General features: G+C 58.7%; 21 protein-coding genes. 11 read left to right on the forward strand and 10 right to left on the reverse strand.

Translation table 11 applies throughout. From position 1 onward, the window contains the following. Window positions 1-153: 153 nt before the first annotated feature. Window positions 154-663, reverse strand: a complete 510-nt coding sequence (locus tag BCY88_RS37090; protein WP_120349048.1) for a DUF2867 domain-containing protein — start codon at window positions 661-663, stop codon at window positions 154-156. Then, the gene (locus BCY88_RS37095; protein WP_120349049.1) at window positions 660-1,319 is read right to left on the reverse strand and encodes a DJ-1/PfpI family protein; all 660 of its coding nucleotides are present in this window, start codon (window positions 1,317-1,319) and stop codon (window positions 660-662) included. Before BCY88_RS37095 ends, BCY88_RS37090 begins: the two co-directional genes overlap by 4 nt. A gap of 116 nt (window positions 1,320-1,435) precedes the next feature. Between BCY88_RS37095 and BCY88_RS37100 the strand changes: the two genes are divergently transcribed. Further along, entirely contained in the window at window positions 1,436-1,984 is a 549-nt protein-coding gene (locus BCY88_RS37100) for a TetR/AcrR family transcriptional regulator (RefSeq protein WP_120349050.1), read from the forward strand. Between the two features lie 159 nt (window positions 1,985-2,143). Here BCY88_RS37100 and BCY88_RS37105 read toward each other — a convergent pair whose 3' ends face one another. The 4 genes from BCY88_RS37105 to BCY88_RS37120 all read right to left on the reverse strand — a co-directional run bounded on the left by BCY88_RS37105 (window position 2,144) and on the right by BCY88_RS37120 (window position 5,924). Then, window positions 2,144-2,572: a YciI family protein gene (locus BCY88_RS37105; RefSeq protein ID WP_120349051.1), complete on the reverse strand. Its 429-nt coding sequence runs from the start codon at window positions 2,570-2,572 to the stop codon at window positions 2,144-2,146. Between the two features lie 195 nt (window positions 2,573-2,767). Further along, a complete protein-coding gene (locus BCY88_RS37110) occupies window positions 2,768-3,952 on the reverse strand; it encodes a porin (RefSeq protein WP_120349052.1) in 1,185 nt (394 codons plus the stop codon). Window positions 3,953-4,137: 185 nt separating this feature from the next. Next, window positions 4,138-5,472, reverse strand: a complete 1,335-nt coding sequence (locus tag BCY88_RS37115; protein WP_183081546.1) for an MFS transporter — start codon at window positions 5,470-5,472, stop codon at window positions 4,138-4,140. 86 nt (window positions 5,473-5,558) lie between these two features. Beyond that, window positions 5,559-5,924 carry a cupin domain-containing protein gene (locus BCY88_RS37120; RefSeq protein WP_120349053.1) on the reverse strand — a complete coding sequence of 122 codons (366 nt, stop codon included), beginning with the start codon at window positions 5,922-5,924 and terminating at the stop codon, window positions 5,559-5,561. 149 nt (window positions 5,925-6,073) lie between these two features. Between BCY88_RS37120 and BCY88_RS37125 the strand changes: the two genes are divergently transcribed. The 3 genes from BCY88_RS37125 (at window position 6,074) to BCY88_RS37135 (ending at window position 9,348) form a co-directional block, all read left to right on the forward strand. Further along, a complete protein-coding gene (locus tag BCY88_RS37125; protein ID WP_259461636.1) occupies window positions 6,074-7,033 on the forward strand; it encodes a LysR family transcriptional regulator in 960 nt (319 codons plus the stop codon). A 113-nt stretch (window positions 7,034-7,146) separates the two neighbouring features. Further along, window positions 7,147-8,289, forward strand: a complete 1,143-nt coding sequence (locus tag BCY88_RS37130) for a mandelate racemase/muconate lactonizing enzyme family protein (RefSeq protein WP_120349054.1) — start codon at window positions 7,147-7,149, stop codon at window positions 8,287-8,289. Window positions 8,290-8,406: 117 nt separating this feature from the next. Continuing rightward, window positions 8,407-9,348, forward strand: coding sequence for a dihydrodipicolinate synthase family protein (locus BCY88_RS37135; RefSeq protein ID WP_120349055.1), 942 nt, complete (start codon window positions 8,407-8,409; stop codon window positions 9,346-9,348). A 348-nt stretch (window positions 9,349-9,696) separates the two neighbouring features. On the opposite strand, the gene BCY88_RS37140 is transcribed toward BCY88_RS37135, so the two are convergent. The 3 genes from BCY88_RS37140 to BCY88_RS37150 all read right to left on the reverse strand — a co-directional run bounded on the left by BCY88_RS37140 (window position 9,697) and on the right by BCY88_RS37150 (window position 13,097). Beyond that, entirely contained in the window at window positions 9,697-10,941 is a 1,245-nt protein-coding gene (locus BCY88_RS37140; RefSeq protein ID WP_120349056.1) for an MFS transporter, read from the reverse strand. 135 nt (window positions 10,942-11,076) lie between these two features. Continuing rightward, window positions 11,077-12,087 (reverse strand): hypothetical protein, encoded by a 1,011-nt coding sequence (locus BCY88_RS37145; RefSeq protein ID WP_259461638.1) that lies wholly within the window; start codon window positions 12,085-12,087, stop codon window positions 11,077-11,079. A 305-nt stretch (window positions 12,088-12,392) separates the two neighbouring features. Beyond that, window positions 12,393-13,097, reverse strand: a complete 705-nt coding sequence (locus tag BCY88_RS37150; protein ID WP_259461639.1) for an SH3 domain-containing protein — start codon at window positions 13,095-13,097, stop codon at window positions 12,393-12,395. A gap of 364 nt (window positions 13,098-13,461) precedes the next feature. Here BCY88_RS37150 and BCY88_RS37155 point away from each other — a divergent pair, with 364 nt between their 5' ends. From BCY88_RS37155 to BCY88_RS37165, 3 genes are all read left to right on the forward strand, one after another. Then, window positions 13,462-14,208, forward strand: a complete 747-nt coding sequence (locus tag BCY88_RS37155) for an SDR family oxidoreductase (protein ID WP_120349059.1) — start codon at window positions 13,462-13,464, stop codon at window positions 14,206-14,208. 152 nt (window positions 14,209-14,360) lie between these two features. After that, window positions 14,361-15,215, forward strand: coding sequence for a DJ-1/PfpI family protein (locus BCY88_RS37160; protein ID WP_120349060.1), 855 nt, complete (start codon window positions 14,361-14,363; stop codon window positions 15,213-15,215). Window positions 15,216-15,343: 128 nt separating this feature from the next. Next, window positions 15,344-15,808, forward strand: a complete 465-nt coding sequence (locus BCY88_RS37165; protein ID WP_120349061.1) for a YybH family protein — start codon at window positions 15,344-15,346, stop codon at window positions 15,806-15,808. Between the two features lie 240 nt (window positions 15,809-16,048). Here BCY88_RS37165 and BCY88_RS37170 read toward each other — a convergent pair whose 3' ends face one another. Then, window positions 16,049-16,996 carry a GlxA family transcriptional regulator gene (locus tag BCY88_RS37170; RefSeq protein ID WP_120349062.1) on the reverse strand — a complete coding sequence of 316 codons (948 nt, stop codon included), beginning with the start codon at window positions 16,994-16,996 and terminating at the stop codon, window positions 16,049-16,051. Between the two features lie 437 nt (window positions 16,997-17,433). Between BCY88_RS37170 and BCY88_RS37175 the strand changes: the two genes are divergently transcribed. The 4 genes from BCY88_RS37175 to BCY88_RS37190 all read left to right on the forward strand — a co-directional run bounded on the left by BCY88_RS37175 (window position 17,434) and on the right by BCY88_RS37190 (window position 23,753). Further along, window positions 17,434-17,820: a hypothetical protein gene (locus BCY88_RS37175; protein ID WP_120349063.1), complete on the forward strand. Its 387-nt coding sequence runs from the start codon at window positions 17,434-17,436 to the stop codon at window positions 17,818-17,820. A 408-nt stretch (window positions 17,821-18,228) separates the two neighbouring features. Then, a complete protein-coding gene (locus BCY88_RS37180) occupies window positions 18,229-19,692 on the forward strand; it encodes a surface-adhesin E family protein (protein ID WP_147408609.1) in 1,464 nt (487 codons plus the stop codon). A gap of 813 nt (window positions 19,693-20,505) precedes the next feature. Further along, a complete protein-coding gene (locus tag BCY88_RS37185) occupies window positions 20,506-23,238 on the forward strand; it encodes a xanthine dehydrogenase family protein molybdopterin-binding subunit (protein ID WP_120349065.1) in 2,733 nt (910 codons plus the stop codon). Then, window positions 23,235-23,753 carry a (2Fe-2S)-binding protein gene (locus BCY88_RS37190; RefSeq protein WP_120349066.1) on the forward strand — a complete coding sequence of 173 codons (519 nt, stop codon included), beginning with the start codon at window positions 23,235-23,237 and terminating at the stop codon, window positions 23,751-23,753. The genes BCY88_RS37185 and BCY88_RS37190 overlap by 4 nt, the downstream gene beginning before the upstream one ends. Window positions 23,754-23,755: the final 2 nt, after the last annotated feature.

The raw sequence follows: 23,755 nt of genomic DNA on the forward strand, positions 1-23,755 counted from the left end.
ACCTCCAATGAGCGAAGCTAGTCGAGCACTGCCGGATGCGGTCGGCGCATGTCGACCCAAAGGAGCCGATGGAGGTGGCGAATCGCCTGCCAGCAACCGTGGAGTTCAGCGCAGCGCCAGTCATGAGTCCACCCGTCGTGCCGCTACGCATGCTCAAGTCCTCATTTCTCTGACCGCCCGTTCCAGATTCGCCCGCATGATCACACGATGAAACGGCGCAATCGTCGCAAGATAGATACGTCCCAGTCTGTTATGGCAATGCACCACCGTCGCCGCGAGCAGTTCTCGCCCATTTGCCGCATCGGCGCGAAGTTGGATGGTGACGCGGAAGTCGAGATGCCGGTCATCCGCGCCCACGATCAACTCCGTCGCACTCTTTGACAGCAGCGGAAAGAAGCCGATAACTGGCCCACGCGCTGCTCCAGCAAGACCGACGGCGTGAGACGATTTGACGTTGACTGTCACCATCACTACATCGCGGACACGCAAGAGTGCACGAATCCACCACGCCTGCCGCTCTAACACGATGCGTGCCAGCGCCTCCAGATCATCGCTGGCCTCTGCCGGCAGTCGAATTGCAAAGGCGTCTGACAGGTCTGCGCCGACGTAGAGCGGCGCAAGTACGCTGTTGCCAGGCATGGGCACGGCGTGCGCTTTGGTCATGGATGCTTCACCTCAGTCTTTGTCCAACGTCGCAAAGAATCAACGGCCACCATACTGCGTGCCCCTTGCTCGATACTGGATACAACCAGCCCTTCGTAGACGCCATACTGCCCCGCAGGCAATACCGGCCGTAATGCCTCCAGCATTTTCTGTGTACCGAACAGGCGTTCGACAACCCAGCCGACCAGATAGAGCGCGGCAAGACATCCGCCAGCCGTCGCGACATTGCCACTGCTCGTGAACGGCCTGTCGTCCAATTCCACGCCTTCTGCGTGCAGGGCCGCTCGCGCATCAGGATGTGTTGTTGCTCGGTGTTCCGGAAGCAAGCCCAGCCGCGCAAGAATGAACGCACCCGCACAGATGGAACCGATCAATTGACGCCCTGGATCCAGCTGGAACGCCCCCATGAAGGTTGCGTCCGAGATGGCAGCCGGCACACCCTCTTTACCGCTGGCGAATAACACAACATCGGCATGGTTGGCCTCTTCGAGCCGGCCGTGTGTGTGGATCAGCAGACCATTTGAAGATCGGAGTTCCGATTGCTTGCCCAATATGCGAACTTGCCAATCGTCTCGATTGCGCCCCAGAATATCCCACATCAGGAACAGGTCGATGTCGGTGAATTGCTCAAAGGTGATCAACGCGAGTTGCTTCATTGGTGGCTCCGCTCACTGCTCCTGATTGCCTGCGATCAGGAACAAACACAATGGAAACCGCAGTCTAGCGACGCCGGCACGACCATACACAGCCTGTACGTTATCGGTATAACCAAATGTTGACACGAGATCAATGGATTGCTGCTGGGTTCGATGCCCTCGATCAGGAAGGATATCTGGGTGTTTCCGCCGAGCGCCTGGCTCGGCGATTGAATGTGACGCGCGGCTCGTTCTATCATCATTTCCGCAGCAAAGAGGACTTCGTCCGTACCCTGCTCGTGCAATGGGAGTCGGACTACACCGACCGGATGCTCGCGTATGCGGCTGAGGGGCGCACCCTGGATGACGTGCTGGCACGTTACCTGGTGGTGGCCGCCGACAAACGGCCGCAGAGAGAAATCGAAATTCGGGCATGGGCGCGCCAAGACCCACTGGTTGCCGAATACCAGGAGCGGGTGGATCGCACCCGATTGTCATTCGCCATCTCGGTTTGCAGTGCGAGGATAGACAACCCTGTCGATGCGGAACTCATTGCGCGCTTCGCACACCTGTGTCTGATCGGCGGACAGCAATCAGGCCACAGAAATCAACCCTCCGATTTTTCTCGACTCGCGCGAACCGCGCTTACGCTGTTGGGGAGTTCGCTGCGCCCGAGTCAGCTTTAACCCTGGCGCGCATCGATGCGTTCGAAAAGACGGCTCCGAGCCGGACCGGCGGCAGTCAACGACTGACATGGGTGGCGTGGCCCGGCCTGCCTTAAGTCTCAGGGAGCGGGGTTTGGGTTGTGCCTCCCCGCACCCCGCAGACAGATGCCGTAAAAACGATCAACGCGTCTGTCCGTCAATCTGCTGCCGTAGACGTTTTTCCTGATCCTGAAGCTCGGGTGTAAAGGCTTCACCAAAATCCGCAGGCTCAAAGAAGGGCCGAATCTCGATCTCTGAATCACTCACCATCGGATTCGGGCAGCGCTTGACCCATTCAATCGCTTCGTCCATCGATTGAACTTGCCAGAGCCAGTACCCGGCGATCAACTCCTTGGTCTCGGCAAATGGGCCTTCAACGACGGTTCGATCCTTCCCTGAAAACCTCACACGCACGCCTGCCGAACTCGGCTTCAGCCCGTCTCCGCCCTGCATGATCCCGGCCTTCACCAGTTCCTCGTTATATTTGCCCATCGCCGCGATGAGCTCCATGCTTGGCATTTGCCCGGCTTCGGACTCGGGGGTTGCCTTGACAATGACCATTACACGCATTTGGGGTTCTCCTTTGAGGACGATAGTGTTTGGAGGCAAAAGCGCCTCCTGTGACTACGACGAATGATCGTGGGAGAAATCGACATGCGCAAGACACGATTTCGCAGCTTCTTCTGAACGCGGCGAACATAGTCATGCATTGGCCGCCGCGAAACGGCCCCAAGCGGCGGAGCAATTCTCTAACTCGCCCTTCCGCTAAAACTTATGCCGAACGCCTACTCGCATCAATGCCTGGCGATCGTCGCTGGACGGCGACGACTGGTTGTTGATCGATGCCACCGCCGGCCGGTTGCGCGAATCCGTGCCCGACGCCTTCTGGTAAACGCCGATCAGATACACGTCCGTGCGCTTCGACAGAAAATAGTCGAGCCCTGTCATGATCTGGTGGTACGTGGCCCCATCGTTCTGCCCGGTGCGGGTCGCCACGCTGCTTCCCCGCGTGTAATCGTAGGCGATGCCTGCGAAGAGAGAAGGCGTCAGGCGATAGCGGAAATTTGCTTCAGCATTGTTGAAATGCACGCTGCCGGAATAGCCGCTCGGATTCGGTCCGCTGGTTGTGTCGCCCAATCCTTTGAAAGCGACATTCGAGTACGTGAACCCCAGCGTTGCAGGGCCAAACGTGTAGGCGCCCCCCGCCGCCGCAACCTGATATGTGTGGGCGGACATAAAACCACTATAGATCGGATAACTACTATTGGCGCTCGCCGCCGACGGTGTGCCGGTCGTCGCATTGCCAAAAAAACCCAGATTCGGATTGCGGACGTTCATGTAGCCAGCGCCGAGCGACAACGGTCCATTGGAGTAACCCGCGCCGATCGACCACGACTGATTGCGCGTTGCATCCCCTGCCACACCACCGGGACTGTATAGGCCGCCGAAAGAAAAACCGCCGTACGACAGGCTTTTGAACTTGATCGCGTTGTTGGTGCGAACCGTGTTATTGAAATTGTCCAGATCGCCGGGATGAGCGCCCACGTTGCCGGCCCATTGATTGCCGGCTTCGAACGGACCGACAAAATCGGCGCTGACGTCATACTGCCGCCCCAGCGTTACCGTGCCATAGCGGCTCGAGAGACCAACATACGCCTGCCGACCGAAAAGCAGGCCGCCCTGGCTGATTTTTCCGGAGTTCAGATCGAACCCATTCTCCAGCATGAAGATCGCCTGCAGACCACCACCCAGATCTTCCGCGCCACGCAGCCCCCATCGGCTGCCTTGCATCACACCGCTTTGCAGCGCGTAGGAGCGGCCGCCGTTCAGATTACTGTTGTAGTTGAAACCTTCGTCGATGAGACCGTATAGCGTGACGCTGCTTTGGGCCTGGACTCCATTGCAAATCATGCCGCAGGCGGCAACGGTCGCAAAAGCGATTCTCTTCATGAAGCGTCTCCTATATTTTTTGTGGAATGACGGAGCGTTTGCGTTTGACGCGGACAAAGCTCCGCCCTGCGCGAATGCTTTTTTCATTCGAGCGAGAAAGCGACTTTCGAGGTGAATTGACTACAGGTTGAAACGTTCAGCGCGCGTCGCCGGCATCCATTGGACGCGGCGATCGAACACCGGCGTCACACGCGCTGAGCTGAAGCACTGCCCGCTCCGTCAACGCGACGCCTGCTTTTACGCGTGATAATCATTAAAGCCACTACGGCGATCACGGCCAATGCGACAAGCGGGCTCAACGCGGTGGAATAGCTGCCGGTGTGCTGCTTGATCTGAGCGACGACATTCACCATCAACCCGCCGCCGATCAGATTGGATATCGCGTTGATCCCCGCCACACCGGCGGCCATCGTCTGCGGCGACAGTATCTGGCTGGACATTGCCCAGAATGGCCCTTTGAACGAGTAAGCGCCGACCAGGCAGCATGTCAGGCAAATCAGAACAATCGGTAAAGACACACTACCGAAACTGATCACGGCAAAACCGGTCGCCGTGAGCAACAGTGGCACCGCGGTGTGCAAGCGCCGTTCGCCCGTTTTGTCCGAATGACGTGCCCAAAGAATCATCGCGACGATAGTGATCGCATACGGAATCGAGTTGATGAAACCCGTCTCCGTATTCGTCAAACCGAACGACTTGAGAAACTGCGGCTGCCACACGGCCAGCACGCTGCTGGTTGCCGAAGCTACCGAGCACAGCAGCGCCATGACCAGGAAATAGGGATTGCGCAGCAATGCCCACAGGCTCAAATGCCCCACCGCGCTGCCTTGCGACCGCTCGCTCGCAAGACGCGCCTCCAGCCAGTCGCGTTGCTCGGGTGTCAGGAAGCGTGCGTTCTTCGGCGAATCCACAAGGATAAACAATGCGGCAATACCGAGTAAAACGGCAGGAATGCCTTCAAGCAAAAACAACCACTGCCAGCCGCGCAAGCCACCCATGCCATGCAGTTTGAGCAAAGCGACTGACAACGGTCCACTCGCGAAGCTCGCCAGCGCATTCGACGTCGCGACAATCCCGAGCACCTGCGCGCGATAGCGCTTCGGCAGCCAATAGCTGAGATAGAGGATCGTGCCCGGGAAGAATCCGGCTTCCGCCAGGCCCAGCAAAAACCGCATGACGTACAACGAATTCGGGCCGACGACAAAAGCCATCAACGAAGCGATCAATCCCCACGTAATCATGATCCGCGCGATCCAGCGCCGGGCGCCGAATTTTTCCAGCGCGAGGTTGCTTGGTACTTCGGCGATAAAGTACGCCACGAAGTACAGGCTGGCGGCAAAACCGAACATCGAATGAGACAGCCCCAGATCGGCGTTCATCTGCAGCGCTGCGAAGCCGATATTCACTCGATCCAGCAGCGCCATGAAATACGACGCCATCAGGAACGGCACCAATCGCAAGATGACTCTGCGCATCGTGCTGCGTTCCAATACGGATACTTCGGGTAGTTCTACCTGCATTGTCTCCTCCAATTTTCTGGCTGGCGCCGCCGTGACGGTCCCAGCTTTATGACCCTTTGCGAGCCGCCTCCGGCCCCTCTTCGGGTTCAATACCGCAGCGCGGAAGCGGCCACCCAACCAGGCAGTTGATCGATGCGAGCGGGCGCGGACAGTTCGTAATAACAGGCCCCTTGCGAATCGGCGCCCACCACCGCATGCAAGCTGCCGGACGGAAAAAAGACCAGCTCTCCAGGGTCTGCGTCGAGAACGGCGTCGTCGATCTGAATGGACACCCGCCCCGAAATCACGACCAGCATCTGTTCATGCGGATGGTGATGAAGTCTGCCGTCAAAACGTGTTCCGCCCGCTACGACGACCTTCATCGCAGAGATCTTTTCCCCGCAAACCGTTTTGCGGACCATTCCTGGCCGGGCGCCATCGGCAGCGGGAATGCAGGTCCAATCGATCAGCATGCAGTGTCTCCTCCTCGTTTGTGCGCGTTGTGCTGGATGCACCCTTGTCATCCGTCCCGACCGAACACTAACCTGTAAGAAGACTTAGGTAAAACGCATTTATCGGCGCTACTATTCTCTTTTTTCAATCAATCGGATGGAGCTGGACCGTGAGCGATCTGCCCGTACCTGTGACCCAGTTCAACCTGCGCCTGCTGCAGACCTTCATGCTGGTCGCCGAAAGCCTGAGCTTTCGTGACGCGGCGGAGCAGACTCACCGGTCGCAGTCCGCGGTGAGCACGCAGATCAAACAGCTGGAAACCCAGTTGGGTATGACACTGCTGCATCGCACGACGCGCAGCGTCGTACTCACGCCGGAAGGCCGCGAGTTGCTGGAGGGAACCAAGCGCGCCATGCACGAGGTGAATCTCGGGTTGCGCAAGATTCGCGAATCCGCTGACATCAAACGCGGTCGCGTTTCGCTTGCGTGTTCGCCATCCGTTGCCGCCAACCGATTGCCCCAGATTCTGGCGACGTTCAAGAAGGTGCACCCCGGCGTACACATCAGCCTGATGGAACAGCACTCCGCCGAGATCTTTCACATGGTTCGCCAGGGCGACGCCGACTTCGGGGTCGGCCCGCGGGTCGACGCGGTGGACGACGACATCTGCTTCGAGCCGATTCTCGACGACCGGATCATGGCCCTTGTGCCGCGCGTGTTGCTGGCCAGCACACGTAAGACGATTTCGCTCAAGGAGCTGGTTACGATGCCGCTCCTGCTCCACACGCCCGGCAGCGCGATGCGCCGCATGATTGAAAACGCGATCGACGCGCAGTCGCTCAAATTCGAAAACAACTATCAATGCATGCAGATGCAAACGCTCGTCTCCATGGCGATTGCAGGCATGGGCGCGGCCCTCCTGCCGCAGTCGGTGCTCAAGGGCGTCGCCTCGTCGAACACGCAGACGCTGCGCCTCGTCGAGCCTTCGCTGACGCGCCAGGTGTGCCTGATTACGATGCGTGGCCGCAGCTTGTCTCCCGCAGCCGCGCAACTGGCGCAAGTGGTACGCGAATTAATCGACGATGCGGTGAAACCTTCGCGTCGCCGAACTGCAGCGACGAACCATTGATCTATTAAACAGAATAATTGGCGCAAATTATCTGATTTTAAAAAATATAGATTCGGCTCACGCTTGAGTCCTGACGTGCCACCTTACCGGCACGAAACACAAGGACTCAAGCTATGAAAATTGCTCGCCTAGAGGCCCATCACCTCGCCAATATCCCGATTCAACCGCCGCCGTTTCGCAAGCTGCCGAACGTCGAGCATGCACTGATCGTAGAGATCGAAACCACCGACGGACTGATCGGCTATTCGATGGGCGGTTATACGCATCCCGTCGTCGTCGACTTCCTTAACAATCATGCGGCCGATCTGCTCGTCGGCGAGGACGCTAGCTGCATTGAGAGGGTTATTGCCCGATTCGATCGCCATTCGGTCGTTCGGTTCATGGGCAGGGCTTATCTCTCGGCGCTTGCGTTGGTCGATATCGCGCTATGGGATCTGAAGGGAAAGTCGCTCGGCGTGCCCGTACACAAACTGCTCGGTGGTGCGCGCGACAAAGTCGAGGTGTATGTCACTCACGGCGCAGCCTATGGCGGTGCACCGGTGTACGGCGTCGAAGAACTGGCGGCAGAAGCCAAACATCTCGCCGAACTGGGCAATCTGCATTTGAAGAACACGGTGGGTCGCCAGAACGTACCCAATCCTGCTGACGACTACATCCGCATGAAGGCCATGCGCGAGGCGGTCGGCCCAAACGTGAAACTCGCGATGGACGGTAATTCGCGGATGACCGTTGCGCAAGCAACCAGGCTTTGCCAGATGACTGAGGAACTCGATATCTCGTTCATCGAAGAGCCCGTCATCGACAATCATCCGACGCTACTTCGCGAACTTCGCGGCAAGACGTCGATTCCCATCGCCGCAGCCGAGAATCACAAGTATTCCGCGCGCGATCTGCTGGTCAACGACGCGGTGGACATTCTTCAACCCAATGTCACGAATGACGGAGGTTATACAGCGGGATTGTGTATCGGCATGCTCGCGCAGGCATTTGGACGATCGCTCGGTCACGGCAACGGCAGCGGCCCGCACAACATCGCGTTGCAGGCGGCGCTATCGAACGGCGGCATCGTCGAGTACCACTTCCACAAATGGATGGCCTACAACGCGATCTTCGAGAATGTGCCGCAACCTGAGAACGGTTATCTGCACGTTTCTCAGGAACCGGGACTCGGACTCAATCCGAAGCGCGGATTGATCAAGGAATTCAAAAAGGTGGACCGTACGTCACTGCTGTTCAGCCAACCCGGCGCGATGTAACGCAACTTTCATCGCGTCCTGCGCCCCGCATGCCAACGCAGTTCGATGGCGCGGCCACCACGGTTGCCTGCTGCCGCGAACGGCGTTTTATCCACCTCTTCCTTCCACGGAGATCCAATGATCGATGCGCGACCAACACGCCTACGCGGCGTGCTCGCTCCCGTCGTAACACCGTTCCATGCCAATCTGGAAGCAAATGCCACCGAGTTTGTGCGCCACTGCAGATGGCTGCTGGAAAACGGAGCCGGCCTTGCTATCTTCGGCACCAATTCCGAAGCGAACTCTCTGTCGGTGGCAGAACGCATCCGGCTGACCGATACGCTGCTGGAAGCCGGCGTGCCCGCGGCCTCCATGATGCCGGGAACGGGGACGTCGTCACTGACCGACACAGTGCTACTCACGCGGCATGCGGTTGACGCCGGCGCTGCCGGCGTGTTGATACTGCCGCCCTTCTTCTACAAGAAGATCAGCGACGACGGACTGTTTGCCTACTACGCTGAAGTGATCGAGCGCATTGGCGACGCACGCATGTCGCTATATCTATACAACATACCCGCGCTATCGGGCGTGCCGATCACGCTTGAGTTGATTGAACGTTTGCTCAAACGATATCCTGAGACCATTGCGGGGGTGAAGGACTCGTCCGGAGATTGGCACAATACGAAGGCCATGATCGATGTCTTCGCACGAGATGGTCTCGACATTTTTCCTGCCAGTGAGGCGCTGCTGAGCACGGCACTCCCGCTCGGCGCGGCGGGATGCATCAGCGCGACGGCGAACGTCAATCCTGGAGATATCGCGTTGCTCTGCGAACGGCTGCGGAACGAGAAAGCAACCGCGCTACAGGAGAAAGTGACCCTCATACGGAAACTGTTCGAAACCGTGCCGATGATTCCGGCAATGAAGCAGGTTATCGCTTATGGCACGGATGATCGGGACTGGATGACGGTTCGGCCGCCGCTTGAGCAACTGAAGCCGGACGGCACGGCAATGTTGATCGATGCCTTGACTACAGCTGGGTTCGATTTCAAACGTTTGAAGCATCGGTTAGCTCATTAGGACGGGCGGAACGACCACTCTAAGGGCGGGAGTGGTGCCACTTCGCGCTTTACGGCTATACCCGCTCGCGGCCGATCTGGGCCTCATGACGACTGGCTCAGGTCGACGCCGAAGCGGACGCTGGCCGCGTCCCGCAACGGCCATTCAGCGCGTGTTCAATAGCATGCCTGTCCTGTTTGCTCCGGAAGTATTTCTATCCCGCCCGCGGTCATGCGATGTAGGTAGCTTTAGTCAGCAATTCGCCAAGGCGTATTGAAACCGGGTCTTCCGGTGAACGCCGCGCTAGAAAGCGGTCTTGTTCTCGACGCGCCGCAACTGCGCTCGAGCACGCGTGCGAGCCGGCCGAGGTCAATACACCTTGAAGCTTTCGGCGCGCGCCATCAATGCCAGCCCAATCACGGCTATACCCGCGAAGAGCGCTGGCAGCAGGAAGACATTGGGAAGGCCCAGGGAGGCGACCCCGAAACCGCCTGCGACACCTCCTAATGCCGAGGCGAGGGCCGTCGAACTCATGAAGATTGCCGACGCCGTCCCTACCGCCTCGGGAAGCAGGCGTTGAGCGACGATGATGCCCAGAACCATAAATATGCCCCAAACACCACCCATGAGGATCTGTCCGGCGAACATGCCCGCTGCGGACGACCAGAGCGCAAAGCAAAGATTGGCAAACACGCCAATGGCGGCTGCGATGCACATCAACCACACGTTGCCAAGCTTGCGGCCCAGCCCGATGCTGAAGGGCATGATGAGTAGCTCGATGAATGGCTGTATCCCGATGACTGCTCCCCGTACGGCCGGACTTAGCTTGAGGTGTTCTTCCATGTAGATCAACAGGAATCCGTACTTCACCGGCTCCCCTGCGTAGACCAGGACGAACAGTCCTGTGAACGTCAGCAGCGGCAGCATGGCACGTAGCTTGGCGTGACGCGCGGGCTCACTCGCAGACTCCGGCTTCAGCCTGGCAGGTGGGTTCAGCGTTCCGAGAGGTGCGATCTGTAAAAGCATGCAGATCGCGGTCATCCAAAGCATGGGGCGCAGGCCATAGGTAGCGGCCACCCAAGCGCCGAGCACGGGTCCAACTATCCATCCGCCGGTAAGCGCCATACGGATAATGGCAACGACACTTTCATTTGTATCGTCGGGCTTGCCGCTAAGTTCATCGTGGACAGCCGCAAAAATTTGCGAGGCGGTGGCACCGGAAACCGCCAGCAAAACGACAGCGATGATGAAGGGCATCCAGACCGAAGTAGCAAGGGCCAGCCCCGCCCAGCCCACGAAACCCACCGCGGCACACACGCGAAAAAGACCGAGGCGATTCCCTGTGCGATCGGAATAGCGGCCGACGAAATACCCCGCGACTGGAGCTGCAAGGCTGGTCAGGTAATAGAACCCGGCCAAGCGCAGCGAAGCGCCGAGTTCGTTCACCAGGAACAGAACGATCTGTGGTGCGGCCGCTGATGCGCCGAGACCCGACAGAAACATCGCAATTGTTGCACCGAGAAAAAGCCTCGAAGCTGCAACTTGACGCAATGCAGATTGACTACCGGTGTGGACAGATACCGTGGCGGATTGACTATCGCTTTGGTCAAACATCGTGGAACGAACCTCCTGGTTATGCTCCTGAGTTTGTTCGGCAGCGACGGTCCGCACGCCACGCACACTAGAGATTATCGCAACCGCTTCTGGACAGCCGTGCCCATATTTACTCAGTGCGAACGTGTCGCCCCTTCAATACTCCTGTGCTTGATAGGCGAATGGTTGAAGTTCATGAATGGCCGGATCGACACGTACGGCAGATTCAAGCTCTGCCAGATAGCGCCGAACCTTGCTCAGAGGATGATCGGGAAACTGGGCATCAAACTTCTGATCATCGGCCTGGTTGCGCATGAACGCAGCGCGATAGTCCGGGTCGTAGGGGTCCTGAGCCCATCCGACTAACTCACCTGTTACTTCGTCGATCTCTGGTGGTCCCATCAGAACCATAACGGCAGCTTCGCGCATACCGGTGACGCCCTGCTCGATGCTTTGTACCTTAATAACGTAAGAGCGGTCGGCAAAGGGCAGCGTGTAGGAGCCGACAAAGGCGAAACCACGTATTTGCTCTATTCGCGCCTTGAACAGCGTGCGCACGGCGCTTAATGTATTCAGTTGCGCCAGCTCTGTCTCAACCAGAGCGAGACCGGCCGCCTCGGTTGTGCGACGGTAAAACGCACGCAGCGCATCGACGTCGTCGATGGGCGCTCCAATGTCGGGCACGGCCATAAAGAAGTTGATCGTCAGCACATCGCCCACAGCGTTGTGAAAAACGGCGATGCGTTCATCTTCCTGCTGAAAGGCCCATTGTGCCGGCAGTTCAAACTGTTGGCTCAGCCTTGGGGTGGCTGCGGCGTCCTGAACCGGGTGGACTGAGAGTTCTTGCCGCTTGCGTCCCAACAGCGCGCCAACCAGAGATCGGAACGTCATGCTGCTGCTCCTGAGCAACAGGTCGGGTTCCAGATCTTCCACAGGGCGACGATGCGTACAGGGCCAGGTTCGCAGCAAGTTTGGTGCTTGACCCAGCCAGAGGTTTCGTCTGTGACGCCACTTGGCATGAGTGCCGGTAACTGGTTCATCCTTGACCCCGTTGTACACGAATGTTGTGAAAGTTTTTTCTTGTGCCGGGCCGACAAGCTTTTCCCCGCGCAAGCTTCTACGAATCGTGATGCGCAATTTGCGCGCACATTTCTCGGCCGTCAACACGAATGTCTGTCATCGGCCTTCTTTCGAGGCACTGCGAGGTAGCCTCACCCGTCCTCGCGCCTTGCATTGTCGGTGATTCGAGCAGCTGATGCTACTGACCGTTTCTGGCCGTCTACCGCCTCGAATCGTCACCACCCTGACATTCGTTGCCCGTCGCCGATTTGCCTCACATCTTTGCGCGTAGCCTGATCCGCTTTCCGCCCGCACGGATTTATAGTTCGTCGTCGGTTTCTAAAACCCTCAAATCTTTTTCGGCGCGTTAATAGGCGATCACAAAACGGCGGCGAGTAAAAAGCGTTCAATCGCTAATGATTATCCGGCGGGTGATTGCGGTCTTCATTGCCACCGCGCGCCTCGCCGCCGTGCTCACCGGACGGACCGCCCGGGTGCCCGGCAGTCTGTCCCTGAGGACCGCCCATTACGTGTCCAGGCGGCTGCGCAGGCCCGTGCGCATATCCCGGCTGCGGCTGCATCGACCCATGCGCGTATCCCGGCTGGGGTTGCGGCTGCGGGCCGCCGTGCATGACCGGCCTCGGGTTCACAACCGGACCGCCCTGCGCCGGCGGACCACCATGCGGCGGCGGACCGCCCCGCATCGGCGGCGGACGATTCGCCCACCGGTCCCGGTCGTGATACCAAGGCTGGCCGCGATAGTAGTGATCCCAGTAGGTCCCGAACGAGAACGTCACGATCGGAACTCCAATCTGCACGCCGTAAGTCATGATCGGCACCTCGGTGCCCTGGTACGGATAGTCGAGATACTCGCCGTAGACCCAACCGCGCAGCCCGGGCGCGCCGACGTCGCACCAGCTGTAATCGGCAACGCAGCCGTACACCGCTAGCTGCGCGCTCGGCGGCACTTGCGCGACCACCGGATACTCCCCGGACGGCCCCGCATAAACGTCCACGGGCTGATTCGTATACGCCAGCGATTGAGCGAACACCGCGCCGGACAGCGCCATCAGGCAAACGCCTCCCGCAATGGTTCTAATGATGATTTTCTTTTGCACGATTCCTCCCTCTGAAAGAGCGGCCGATGCATGAGGTGCGCTATTCGTTTCGTCCCGGCCAGAACGGTGCGTCGATAGCAACGCCACATTGCTTTGACAAGCCTGGTGGCATTTGAATTGCACCCGACTGTCCGCGCAATTACGGTTTGTCAGCGTTGTTACCGTTCAGCAATTTTCGTGCTTGCCCGCTCTCTGACCGACAGTCTGCGGTCTGGTGACGTTTTTTGAGGGTTATACGACCTTTGCGCCATCAGAGTCGCCTTTCATAATTCACATGAAAGACGGAAACGTGCAAAGCGCGCCAACATGATTGCCCCTTGCACGTTCGGCTTGGTCAACCACGAGGCAGAGAAAGGAACCCAGGATGAGACTTAAGAACAAGTCAGCTTTGATCACCGGCGGTACTAGCGGCATTGGTCTTGCAACCGCCAGGCTCTTCATTGCGGAAGGCGCACGAGTAGCGGTCACTGGTCGCGACGATGCCGTATTTGAGCGCGTGCGGGCCGAGCTTGGCGAGAATGCGCTCGTTCTCAAGGGCGACGTACGTTCGATCGCGGACATGCGGGCGATTGCCACCAAAGTGAAGGAGAAGTTCGGCGGCCTGGATGTCGTGTTCGCCAACGCTGGCCGAGCTTTCCCATCAGCCATCAACGACATCGACGAGGAACTGTATGACGAGATCATGGACATCAACGTCAAGGGCGTGGTGTTCACGCTTCAGGCGGTGCTGCCGGACTTGCGAGAGGGTTCCTCAGTCATTCTCAATACATCGTTCGTCGCGCAGACTGGCAAGCATGGCATCTCGCTGACTGCGGCGGCGAAAGCCGCCGTACGATCACTTGCCCGCAGTTGGTCCTACGAGTTTCTCGACCGCAAGATCCGCTTTAACGCGATCGCTCCCGGCGCAATGGACACGCCCCTGATCAGCAAGTGGGGTATGTCCGACGAATGGGTTCGCGACCGCAAGGCGGAGTTCGCCCAGGCTATCCCGGTGGGCCACATGGGCAAGGCCGAGGACATTGCCTACGCCGCACTCTATCTCGCTAGCGACGAATCCTCCTACGTGGTCGGCACCGAACTGGTCGTCGATGGCGGCACCTCGCAACTCTAAGGCTTCGGCCTCCGATTCCACAGCCCTACGCGAGGTCCAGGCTCCTCCACTTCTCAATCACACGCCCGCCACGCTTTTCGTCGTGGTGGTCCTGCAATCCGGCCCAACCTGACTGCGCTCGCAGAGGGGCCGATGTACAAGGAGAAATTATCTTGACCGACAATAGTAAAAACAACGCGGCCGGCGAGCGACCGATCGGCGCGGGCCATTCCCGCCGCGATGTTCTCAAGCTTGGAAGCATTGCCACGCTCGGCGCCATCCTGGGAGGCGGAGCCCTGCTTGGCCGCGCCACTTCCGCTTTTGCGCAGGCAGGCAGCGAGGGAACGCTCTCTCCGACCGATCCACTCGACATCGTCATCGCGGTTTATCCCGGCGGGACGCTTCTCGATTTTGCCGGCCCTAGCGAGATTTTCCACCGGCTACCGAATACGAACGTTCGCTACGCGAGCCTCGATGGTGGTTATGTGCCCCTCGAATTTGGCGTCATGTATGGCAAGACTGAACGACTGGCCGACATCGAGAAGGCAGGCCTGATTCTGGTTCCTGGTGGATCCGATCTGTCCGCGCCGATGCAGCCGGCGTATCAAGCGCAGGTTCGGCGTCTGGCCGAGAGCGCCAAACATGTTACGTCGGTTTGCAACGGGTCGCTCGTGCTCGCCGCAACAGGCGTTCTCAAGGGTAAACGAAGCGCCTGCCACTGGGCTTTCGTCAACAAGCTGTCCGAATATGGCGCCATCCCCGTGCCGGATCGCTTCGTAGAAGACGACAACGGCCGGTTCATGAGCGGCGGCGGCGTAACGGCGGGCATCGACTTTGCGCTTCGCGTTGCCGCGAAGCTGCGCGGTCAACAGGCCGCCGAGTTCACGCAACTCGTGATCGAATATGATCCCGCGCCCCCGTTCCATTCCGGCCATCCCAGAGATGCCCGGCCAGAAGTCCTTGCGATGGTCGACAAGGAACTGCCCGGCGCATCCAGGGGTCTCGCCCGAATTCCAGGGGTTCGCTGAAACGCTTCCAGCGTTATGCGGGGGGCCGCACCACTGGCCTCGATGAAGACCGCAAACGACATTGTCTGCACCATTTGTCCAATCCGGTGCGGACCTCTCCAATTCAAGCCAGGATCGGAAATCATTCAATGCGACAGACTCGTCTTTGTGCTGCGGCCCTCGCGGCCTGTTTGACCCTTTTCGTTTTTGCGCCACCTGCAACTGCAAGCGACTCCCTGCGTCCACCCGAAGCGGCAATCAAAGCCGAAAACGCACGATGGGCGGAAGCTTTCGGGCGAGGTGATTACGACGCGATAGGTCGTCTCTATACGGAAGATGGTGCACTTTTACCACCTGGGGGCGACCGCGTCGCCGGCCCCAACGCGATCGCCGAATACTTCACCAAAGGATATGCGGGATCCACGCCAGACACCGTATCCTTCGGCAATTACGAGTTCTACGGCAATGATCAGACTGTGACCGAAGTTTCGGATGCCGAAATTCACGATCACAATGGAAAGCTCAAATTTCGCGGCAAACAGATCCTCATCTTCCTGAAGCAGGGCGGCGCCTGGAAGCTACATCGCGACATCTGGAACAGTTACACCCCTTGAGACCTGACGCTCGTTAAGAGGCGGCGAAAGTCTCCTGGACGGTGGGTCTGACAGCAGTGGCGCGATCTGTCGGAATTGGATCCTGCGGCACACGGCTCGCCGCCCAGGCTTCCCGCTGGGGCAACGATTGCTGATCCGGCTGATCAACCGGAATATGAGTTTGGCAAACAATGGCGTACTGCAAACGCCAATCGGTCATTAGATGAATACCGACCAAGTGACGCACTGATCTGCCGTCGATCAGCGCTCACCGTTCAATCTGCTTTCGCGTCGGATCGATTGCGGTGGATGTCCAAGCAGTTTGATGAAAGCCCTTCGCATCCGTTCCGGATCGGCAAATCCCACAGCCAGAGCAATCTGTTCGATCGGTTCGCTACCACTCTGCAGACGCAACCGCGCAGCTTCAACACGCAAGCGCTCGACCGCTTTAGCAGGCGTCTCACCCGTTTCCCGGCGAAATGCTCGCCCGAATTGCCGCGGACTTAATCTTGCGGCATCGGCGAGCCGCTCGACAGGTAGCGCTTCAGCCAGATGTTCTCTGGCAAAACTCAGAGCGATGCGGATACGATCCGACTCCGGTTCCATTTGCGACATAGCGGAGAATTGGGACTGGCCTCCGGGTCGGCGATACGGAACGACCAGATACCTGGCAACAGCGCGCGCAATTTCCGCGCCCATATCTCTTTCAATCATGGCGAGCGCCAAGTCTATTCCGGCGGCGATGCCGGCCGACGTCCAAACACGGCCATCTGCTATGTAGATGCTGTCGCCCTCGACCCTGATGCGAGGGAAGCGCGACTGCAAATGAGCAGCGTACCGCCAGTGTGTTGTTGCTCTCAGGCCGTCCAACAAGCCAGTTTCCGCAAGCAAAAACGCTCCCGTACAGACGCTTGCCACCCGCGAGGCTCTGGAGCCCAATTTCCTGGCAGCGGCGATGTTCTCCGGTGTCTGCATCGGATCGATATCGCCGCCCACGAATATGACCGTGTCAAACGTGCGCCTCCCGATCGGCTTTGTCTCGATCGGAAGGCCTACATTGCCAAGAACGGGGCCTCCTGACTGCGAGACCACATGAAGTTCATATGGGGTATGGCCAGCGGCTGTGATCACCTGATTAAAAGCCGAAAGTGGTCCGCCCAGATCGAGAGCATCGTAGCCACGGCAAACGAAGAATCCAATTCGATGCATGGTGAAATAGTTATCGAAGCCGTCGAAGTGACATATTTTACGGAGAACCCTTGAATAAAGCCATTTCGGATTTTCCTGTTTGGTGGCTGATAGCAGGCGCCACGCAACCACTTCGCACTCGCAATCGAACGTCAGCGGCCGGCTTAAGCTGACCTACGCGCTCCGCAGACCGGCGACCACGTCAGTGGATGAAGTGCCACAACGCCCTTTGTCTCGTCTGTGGACTGCTAACAGATTCAAGCCGCATTCCGAATGTCCGCTCATGGCCACGTGCCGCCTCATGCATGAGGCATGCATTCCCCGTGGCGCGCCATGCGGCGACCGGTAACTCGCGGCTCGAGGCGATCGCCGAGTTCGCCAGTAGCAGCCATTCGCCATAGGGTTTCGGTGCTGGTAGGATTCACATCCGGTCGAGAGGAATCGAGATAAATCAGCCAATGAAATTCGACATCGAAGGTAAGGCGGCATTGGTTACGCCGACTCCCATACAGATTGCTCGCGCGCTCAAGTCCCTGCGAAGTTACGGCAAGTCGTCCTACGCGTCATTAACTGACGCCGCAGGCAACTATGTGCAGGTAGCCGGAGGTGGCGTCAGCTGTATGGTTGAGCGCTTCGATTCCGGCGCACATCGTTGGAGGGCGTTTCACGACAACCCGTCTCCTGTGCGCCCGGATGGAACGATCCTGGTCTTCAGCGCAGGCAACATTCCGATGCAATCGGACGAATGGTTTATGGCTGATCAGGTTGTGGAAGTATTTCTCGCCTTCCTCAGCGGTGCACCGTATCCGCCCTTTGTGCACTGGCGACCAGCGCCGGGCTTTTGACCTTGGGCGACGAGCCAGGATACGCTCTGATCGGCTTCTGGAACTCGCGCTGTCAACGATTTAGAGCTTCGGCGCGCCTGGCCGAAACTGGTCGCTTTCTGCCTGACAGCGATCGGCAGCACACGACCCTGAAGAGACTTGAGCTTGCTCGCTAGCCGACAGTTCTAACCCGCAACAAGCGCACCGCGCCGGTGCTTGAGATATCGCTGTCATTCCGGTTCCTGGTCATCCACCAAAGGCAATCAGCGTTTGTTCGCTCCCGAAAGCATCTTCGCGCATCGAAAATAAAGTTTTCACGGAATCGGCCGAAAACCGATTAAATATCGCTTCTCGACCAGGTGAACAAAACGATCGGAAGTATGTACGTCGTCGTGAACACGACCGGACAAACCACCCTCCATCCACTACATGATTTCAACACCTGACTTCCACCGCCGCTGGCGCATTGCGGTGGTTCCGCTATCGATGGTCATTGCCGGCTTATCCGGGAACGCGACTGCGATGGACTGGACGCCGATGCCGACAGATTCCACCCTCACGTACCTGACCGAGTCGGCCATTCGTATCGGTGACGACGTCTACTTCGCAGAGCAAGGTCCGGTCTATCGCATGGAGCGCGGTGGTGAAGCAGTCCGCGACGATACGACACAAGCAACGTCGCTCGAGGAAATCGATTGCGCAGCGCAGCGCGAACGAATGTTGCTGACCGATACCTATCAAAGCGGCAGATTCCTTCGGCTATTTGAGGACGCGTCCAGATCTTACAAGCGGGCGGTATTCAAGTCGGGTAACGAGCCCCCACCGCGTCTTGCGAGACTGAAGGCGATGTGCGCGTTACCGCTGCATCGGGAGCGTCTCGTCAACGTTGGCAGAGGGGACGGAGATACGCTGCTTCAGATCGACACGCGCAGCGTGCACGATTCTGGAAAGTTGAGACTGGTTTGGGCACGCATCGACTATCCGAAGATGACGCTCAATCCACCCTATGGTGCGCCATACGATTCAATTCGCGAATTGATCGCTCTCGATTGTGCCGCCGGCAATGCGCAAGTGCCAATTCGCTACTACTTTTCACCTGGCGGCGACATTACTGACGCGACGAGATTGCTCGATGCGCCTCCGCCCGCCTCACCGATTGAATCCGATCCGCTGATTGCACAGGCCGCGCATGCCGTTTGCGGCGCACCAATCGATCCTGAGCACTTCGCCGGCCCGATCGGTGGCGACGTTGTCCGCAAGAAGCCGGAAACCCCTGAGATGCCGGCCATCGAAGTCGGCCGGATAGCTGACGATGTACGGGCCGCGGCGGACGCATTCGGTCGGGCACTGCCCGGTGTCGCACGTTTTTCAAAAGCTACCGTTGTGGAGACGATGTCCAGTTCATCACCCCAGCTTCCTCAATCCAAAGTCGTGATCGAATTGCAACCGCAGTCGGACGGTACGACGTTGTTGCGAGAATCCTACTCAACCTTTTACGTCGATCGCGCTTCCGTCGGCGGGTTTGCGCAACTTGGCTCAAGGATGATCACCAACACGCCTGAGAGCAGCGGGAGCATTACCGAGCAACTCAGCGCCGCGGTATCGATGTTCGATGACGGAGCGACATTCGACTATCGGAGCAGCTTGAGAAATTCCGGGCTGGGCAGATTAGTCAAAGACGACGAAACCTGCCGAGTCGGGAAACCCATGGACGCTGCAATGTTGAATGCCAGGCTTGCGGGCCGTGCGTGGCCTGTCGATTGTAGTGGCGAAGGTCGGCCGCGGCGGTCGGGCTACTACGTGGAAGCGCTTCGTTTCTTCCTCGTCACGGAAAGCGAATCGGATAGCTACGGCAAATCAACTGCTCATATCGATTCCGTCACCATCGAGTAGTGGGTTGCCTTGGATACGCGCGTGGCTCGTAGGAATCTACGGGCCTAAATTGTTACCGATCGGCGGGCGCTATCGACCAGTCGCTGTTGGCCGGTCAGTGCCTCATGCAATCGGCACACACTCCCAGCCTTCCGCAGCATAGCTATGGAGCAACGCGACTCCAAAACAGCCGCTCCCCCTCGTTGTCGATCGCTCGTCGAGGCGACTTGCACTCGCATATCAATGCGATGAATGGCAAATCGACCATCGACAGCCAGCACCAACGGCACCCTGGGATCACAAATACTCGTCGGCAAGTGCCGATAATGAAATAAAAATGAAAGAATAACGATTACCGATCGCAAGGTCGAAGTACGCGCCCTTTCAATTGGCCATTTAAAACTTCGATTAGAAAAATACGCATCGCATAACGTAAAGTCCGCCCATTTATCTGGAATGGATATATTTAATGAATTTCTTGCGGGAAGATCTGCCCACGCCTACTATTGCCGAAAGTCTATTCAAATACGCAATAAATAAGACTCGGGAGGACACCACAATGACAGGAAGAGACAGCTAATCCGAGGCTTCCCGGGACGGTCGGCGACCGCTGGGATGACCTCCTCTGCCGCCCCAGACATACAAGATGCCGGGGGGGGCGAAATTACTCGCCATTACTAACGACGCCGCATCCGCAAACTGACGGGTTAATCAATTACGCCCCTACGCCGGAAACCTGTACAGGATTTATTTAAAAATTACATCGACCGGCAAAGCGAATGCTTAGGCAGTTTGCATAAAGAGTTGAATACCAATTAATCCGGGGAGTCAAACATGGCTTTCGATATACCTGTCACGCGCCGTACCTTCCTGAAAGTCATGGGCAGCGGCGCGGTAGTCGCGATTTCCATCAGCAGTCTGCCGGCGGCGGTCCTTGGTTCGTCGATGCAGACAGAGCCGGACAACGGGCCGCCGTGGGCGCCCGATCCCGGCAAGGCACGCTGGCGAATCGACGGCATCCCCAAGGTGACGGGCCAGAAAATCTACGCGCGCGACTTCAAGGCGAGCGATTTCGTCGGCTGGCCGCGACAGGAGAACTGGCTGTACGCGCTGCGCTGCAATCGTGTCGACCGGGTATACGAAGACTACGACCTCAGCATGCTGCCGCCCGAGTTGCGGCCTGTTGCGATTGTCGATAACGACGCGCTGCGCGCTCAGGAAATCGCGCTTGCCCCGGAGACCGATCCGATCGCAAGTCAGGATATCTACTGGATCGCTCGCAAAGGCTATCCGGCGGACTGTTTCGGCCAACCTGCCGCGTTGTTGATCTTTGCGAATTTCGACGTGTACCGGCGTGCGCGCAAGCTCCTCGAATTCAATGACAACACGATTCGTTACGGTGCGACGATAGACCCGGACAGCCGCACCAAGCCCGTCGCTTTTACTCCCACCACAACCTATGTGCGCGACGACGAGACGAACTTCAACTACGTCAAGGACTACCAGACCGGGAGCGACGGCAAGCCCACGCCGGAATATCTGAAGGCACTCGAAGAAGCACGCGCGAACATCGACACTGCCATCCAGCACAACGCGCAGCAGGGGGCGTGGTTTAAGGCAGGTGCGTCGAACGATCAAGGCTTCATGACGCCTGCGATAGACCCGGTGTTCATGGAGCCGGAATCGGGCCTCGCATGGTACGACGCCGCCTCGCGCGAACTGCGTCTCGTACTGGGCACACAATCCGCCAGCGAGGATGCCAGTGGTGTGGTGGCGTTGTTCAAAGACAGCCGGGTGATCCCTCAAAGTGTGCACATCGTCGCGTGCTATCCGGGCGGGGGTTTTGGTGGACGCGATCGCTCGTATTTTCCGCTTTACCTCGCGCTCGCCGCGCCGTTTGCAAAGGCCCCATTGCGCTGGCAGCAATCGCGCTACGAGCAGTTCCAGGTCGGTCTCAAACGCTGCGAAACCCAGTTTACCGAATCGCTGTGGTTCGACCGCGAAGGCAAGCTCCAGGCGCTCAAATGCGATTTCACGATGAACGGCGGCGGCAAGAAAAATCTCTCGCCATACGTCGCCCAACTCGCGGCGCTCAGTGCGATGAGCTGCTATGAAATTCCGCGTGCGAACGCGACGGCCGAGTCTCTGTACACGCCTGAAGTATTCGGCGGTTCGCAGCGTGGTTTTGGCGGCCCTCAGGCATTCATCGCGGTCGAAACGCTGATGGATGAAGCCGCCGTCGAACTGGGCGTGTCGCCATTTACGATCCGCAGAAAGAACCTGCTTGGGCAAACCCCTTCGCTCGGCAGAGGTCGCGCGATCACCGGCGCACCGATCCTGTTCGACCTGCAATTGAACAGCGTGCTCGACCGCCTCGAAGAACATCCGCTTTGGCAGGAGCGCGACAAGACGCGTGCGCAGCGCGAGGCGCAGGGCCTGAAGTACGGTATCGGTCTTGCGATGGCGAACGAAGCGTTCGGCACGTCTGGCGACGGTATGTATGGCATGGTGCAAATCCTTCCGGACGGCAGCCTGCGTGTGATCACGACATACACCGACATGGGCAACGGCGCCGCCACCACGCTCGGCCTCGCGCCATCCGAATACCTGGGACAGAACGCCCAGTCGATCGCGATGAGCGTGTTCGAGCCTTTCGAGGCGTTGGGCCTGAACGGCACCGCTACCCCACAGAAGCAAACTGACGTGCGCTACACGTCGGGCTCGTCGAGCGCGTGTCTCGGCGCGTTTCATCAATATCACGCGGTGAAGGGAGCGGCGCAGGCGTTGCTGCTGGAGAGCGTGCTGCCCGCTGCGTCAACGCTCTGGCATGAGAATGTGAAAGCCGCCGACATCAAATGGGTCAACGGCGCGCTGACCGCACGCGGCATCAGCAAGCCACTGCCATGGAGCGATCTGGTTGTCCAGATGCGCAACATGAATCTGCCCGCCGTCGCGGCCGTCCATGCAAGCTACGCCGGCTCTTTCTGGACCGGCACCTATCCCTTCAGGTCCGGACCGGCCGACGTCGAATACGACTACGTCGCCGTGGGCACGAATCCAGACAGCCTGACGCCGCTGTATCGCGAACTGCATCAGCCGGTGATCAACGGCGCGAAATTCCAGCGCACCACCTACGCGCCCTCAGCTGCGCTCATCGCGCTGGCGGTCGATCCTGCGAATGGCCGCGTCAAGGTCGAGCACGTGGTGTCGTCAGTGAGCGTTGGGCGTCTGCTGTGCCCGGAACTGGTCGAAGGACAGTCGCAGGGCGCGGTGGCAATGGGGATTGGCAACGTGCTGACCGAGACCTGCCCGCTCGGCAACGAGGGGCCGGGGGGCGGCCGTTGGAACCTGGACCGCTACCAGATCTCGCGGTTGACCGACATTCCGGTACAGACGCTGATCGCGCTACCGCCGCCCAACGACGATCCCGGCAACGCGCGCGGCATTGCAGAGGCCGTCATGTGCCCTATCGCGCCAGCCTTGCTCAATGCGCTTGCAATGGCAACGGGTCATCGCTTCAGAGAAACGCCGGTAACGCCGGAACAGATTCGGGGAGTCTTGCAATGAGCGGCACTATTCGGATGTACATCAACGGACATGCGGTCGAGGCGCAAGCCGCCGATGGCGACATGAGCCTGATCGACTTTCTGCATGAGCGGCGCGATCTCACGGGCACCAAACTGTGCTGCGGAATCGGCGCATGCCGGGCATGCACCGTCGGCACGCGCAATCTGATCGACTCGCCCATGGAAAAAACGCTTGCCTGCTCGACGCCGGTGAGTGCGATGCGGAACATGCACGTCTACACCGTCGAAGGCCTCATGCAGGATGGCAAGTTATCGCCGTTGCAGCAGAGCTTCCTGGAATCGTTCGCCTTCCAGTGTGGATACTGTGCGCCGGGTTTTCTGATGGCGGCCACCGCGATGCTCGATCACCTACAGTCAAATCCCGTCAATGTCGCGCAACTCGACGAAACCATCGAGACATGGGTTGGCGGCAATCTGTGCCGCTGTACCGGCTATGTCAAGTACATCGAAGCGATCCGCAAGATCGCCGCGCCGTTCGCACGTAACGGAGCATGACC

It is taken from the genome of Paraburkholderia fungorum (genome assembly GCF_003610895.1).
Taxonomy (GTDB): Bacteria; Pseudomonadota; Gammaproteobacteria; order Burkholderiales; family Burkholderiaceae; genus Paraburkholderia; species Paraburkholderia fungorum_B.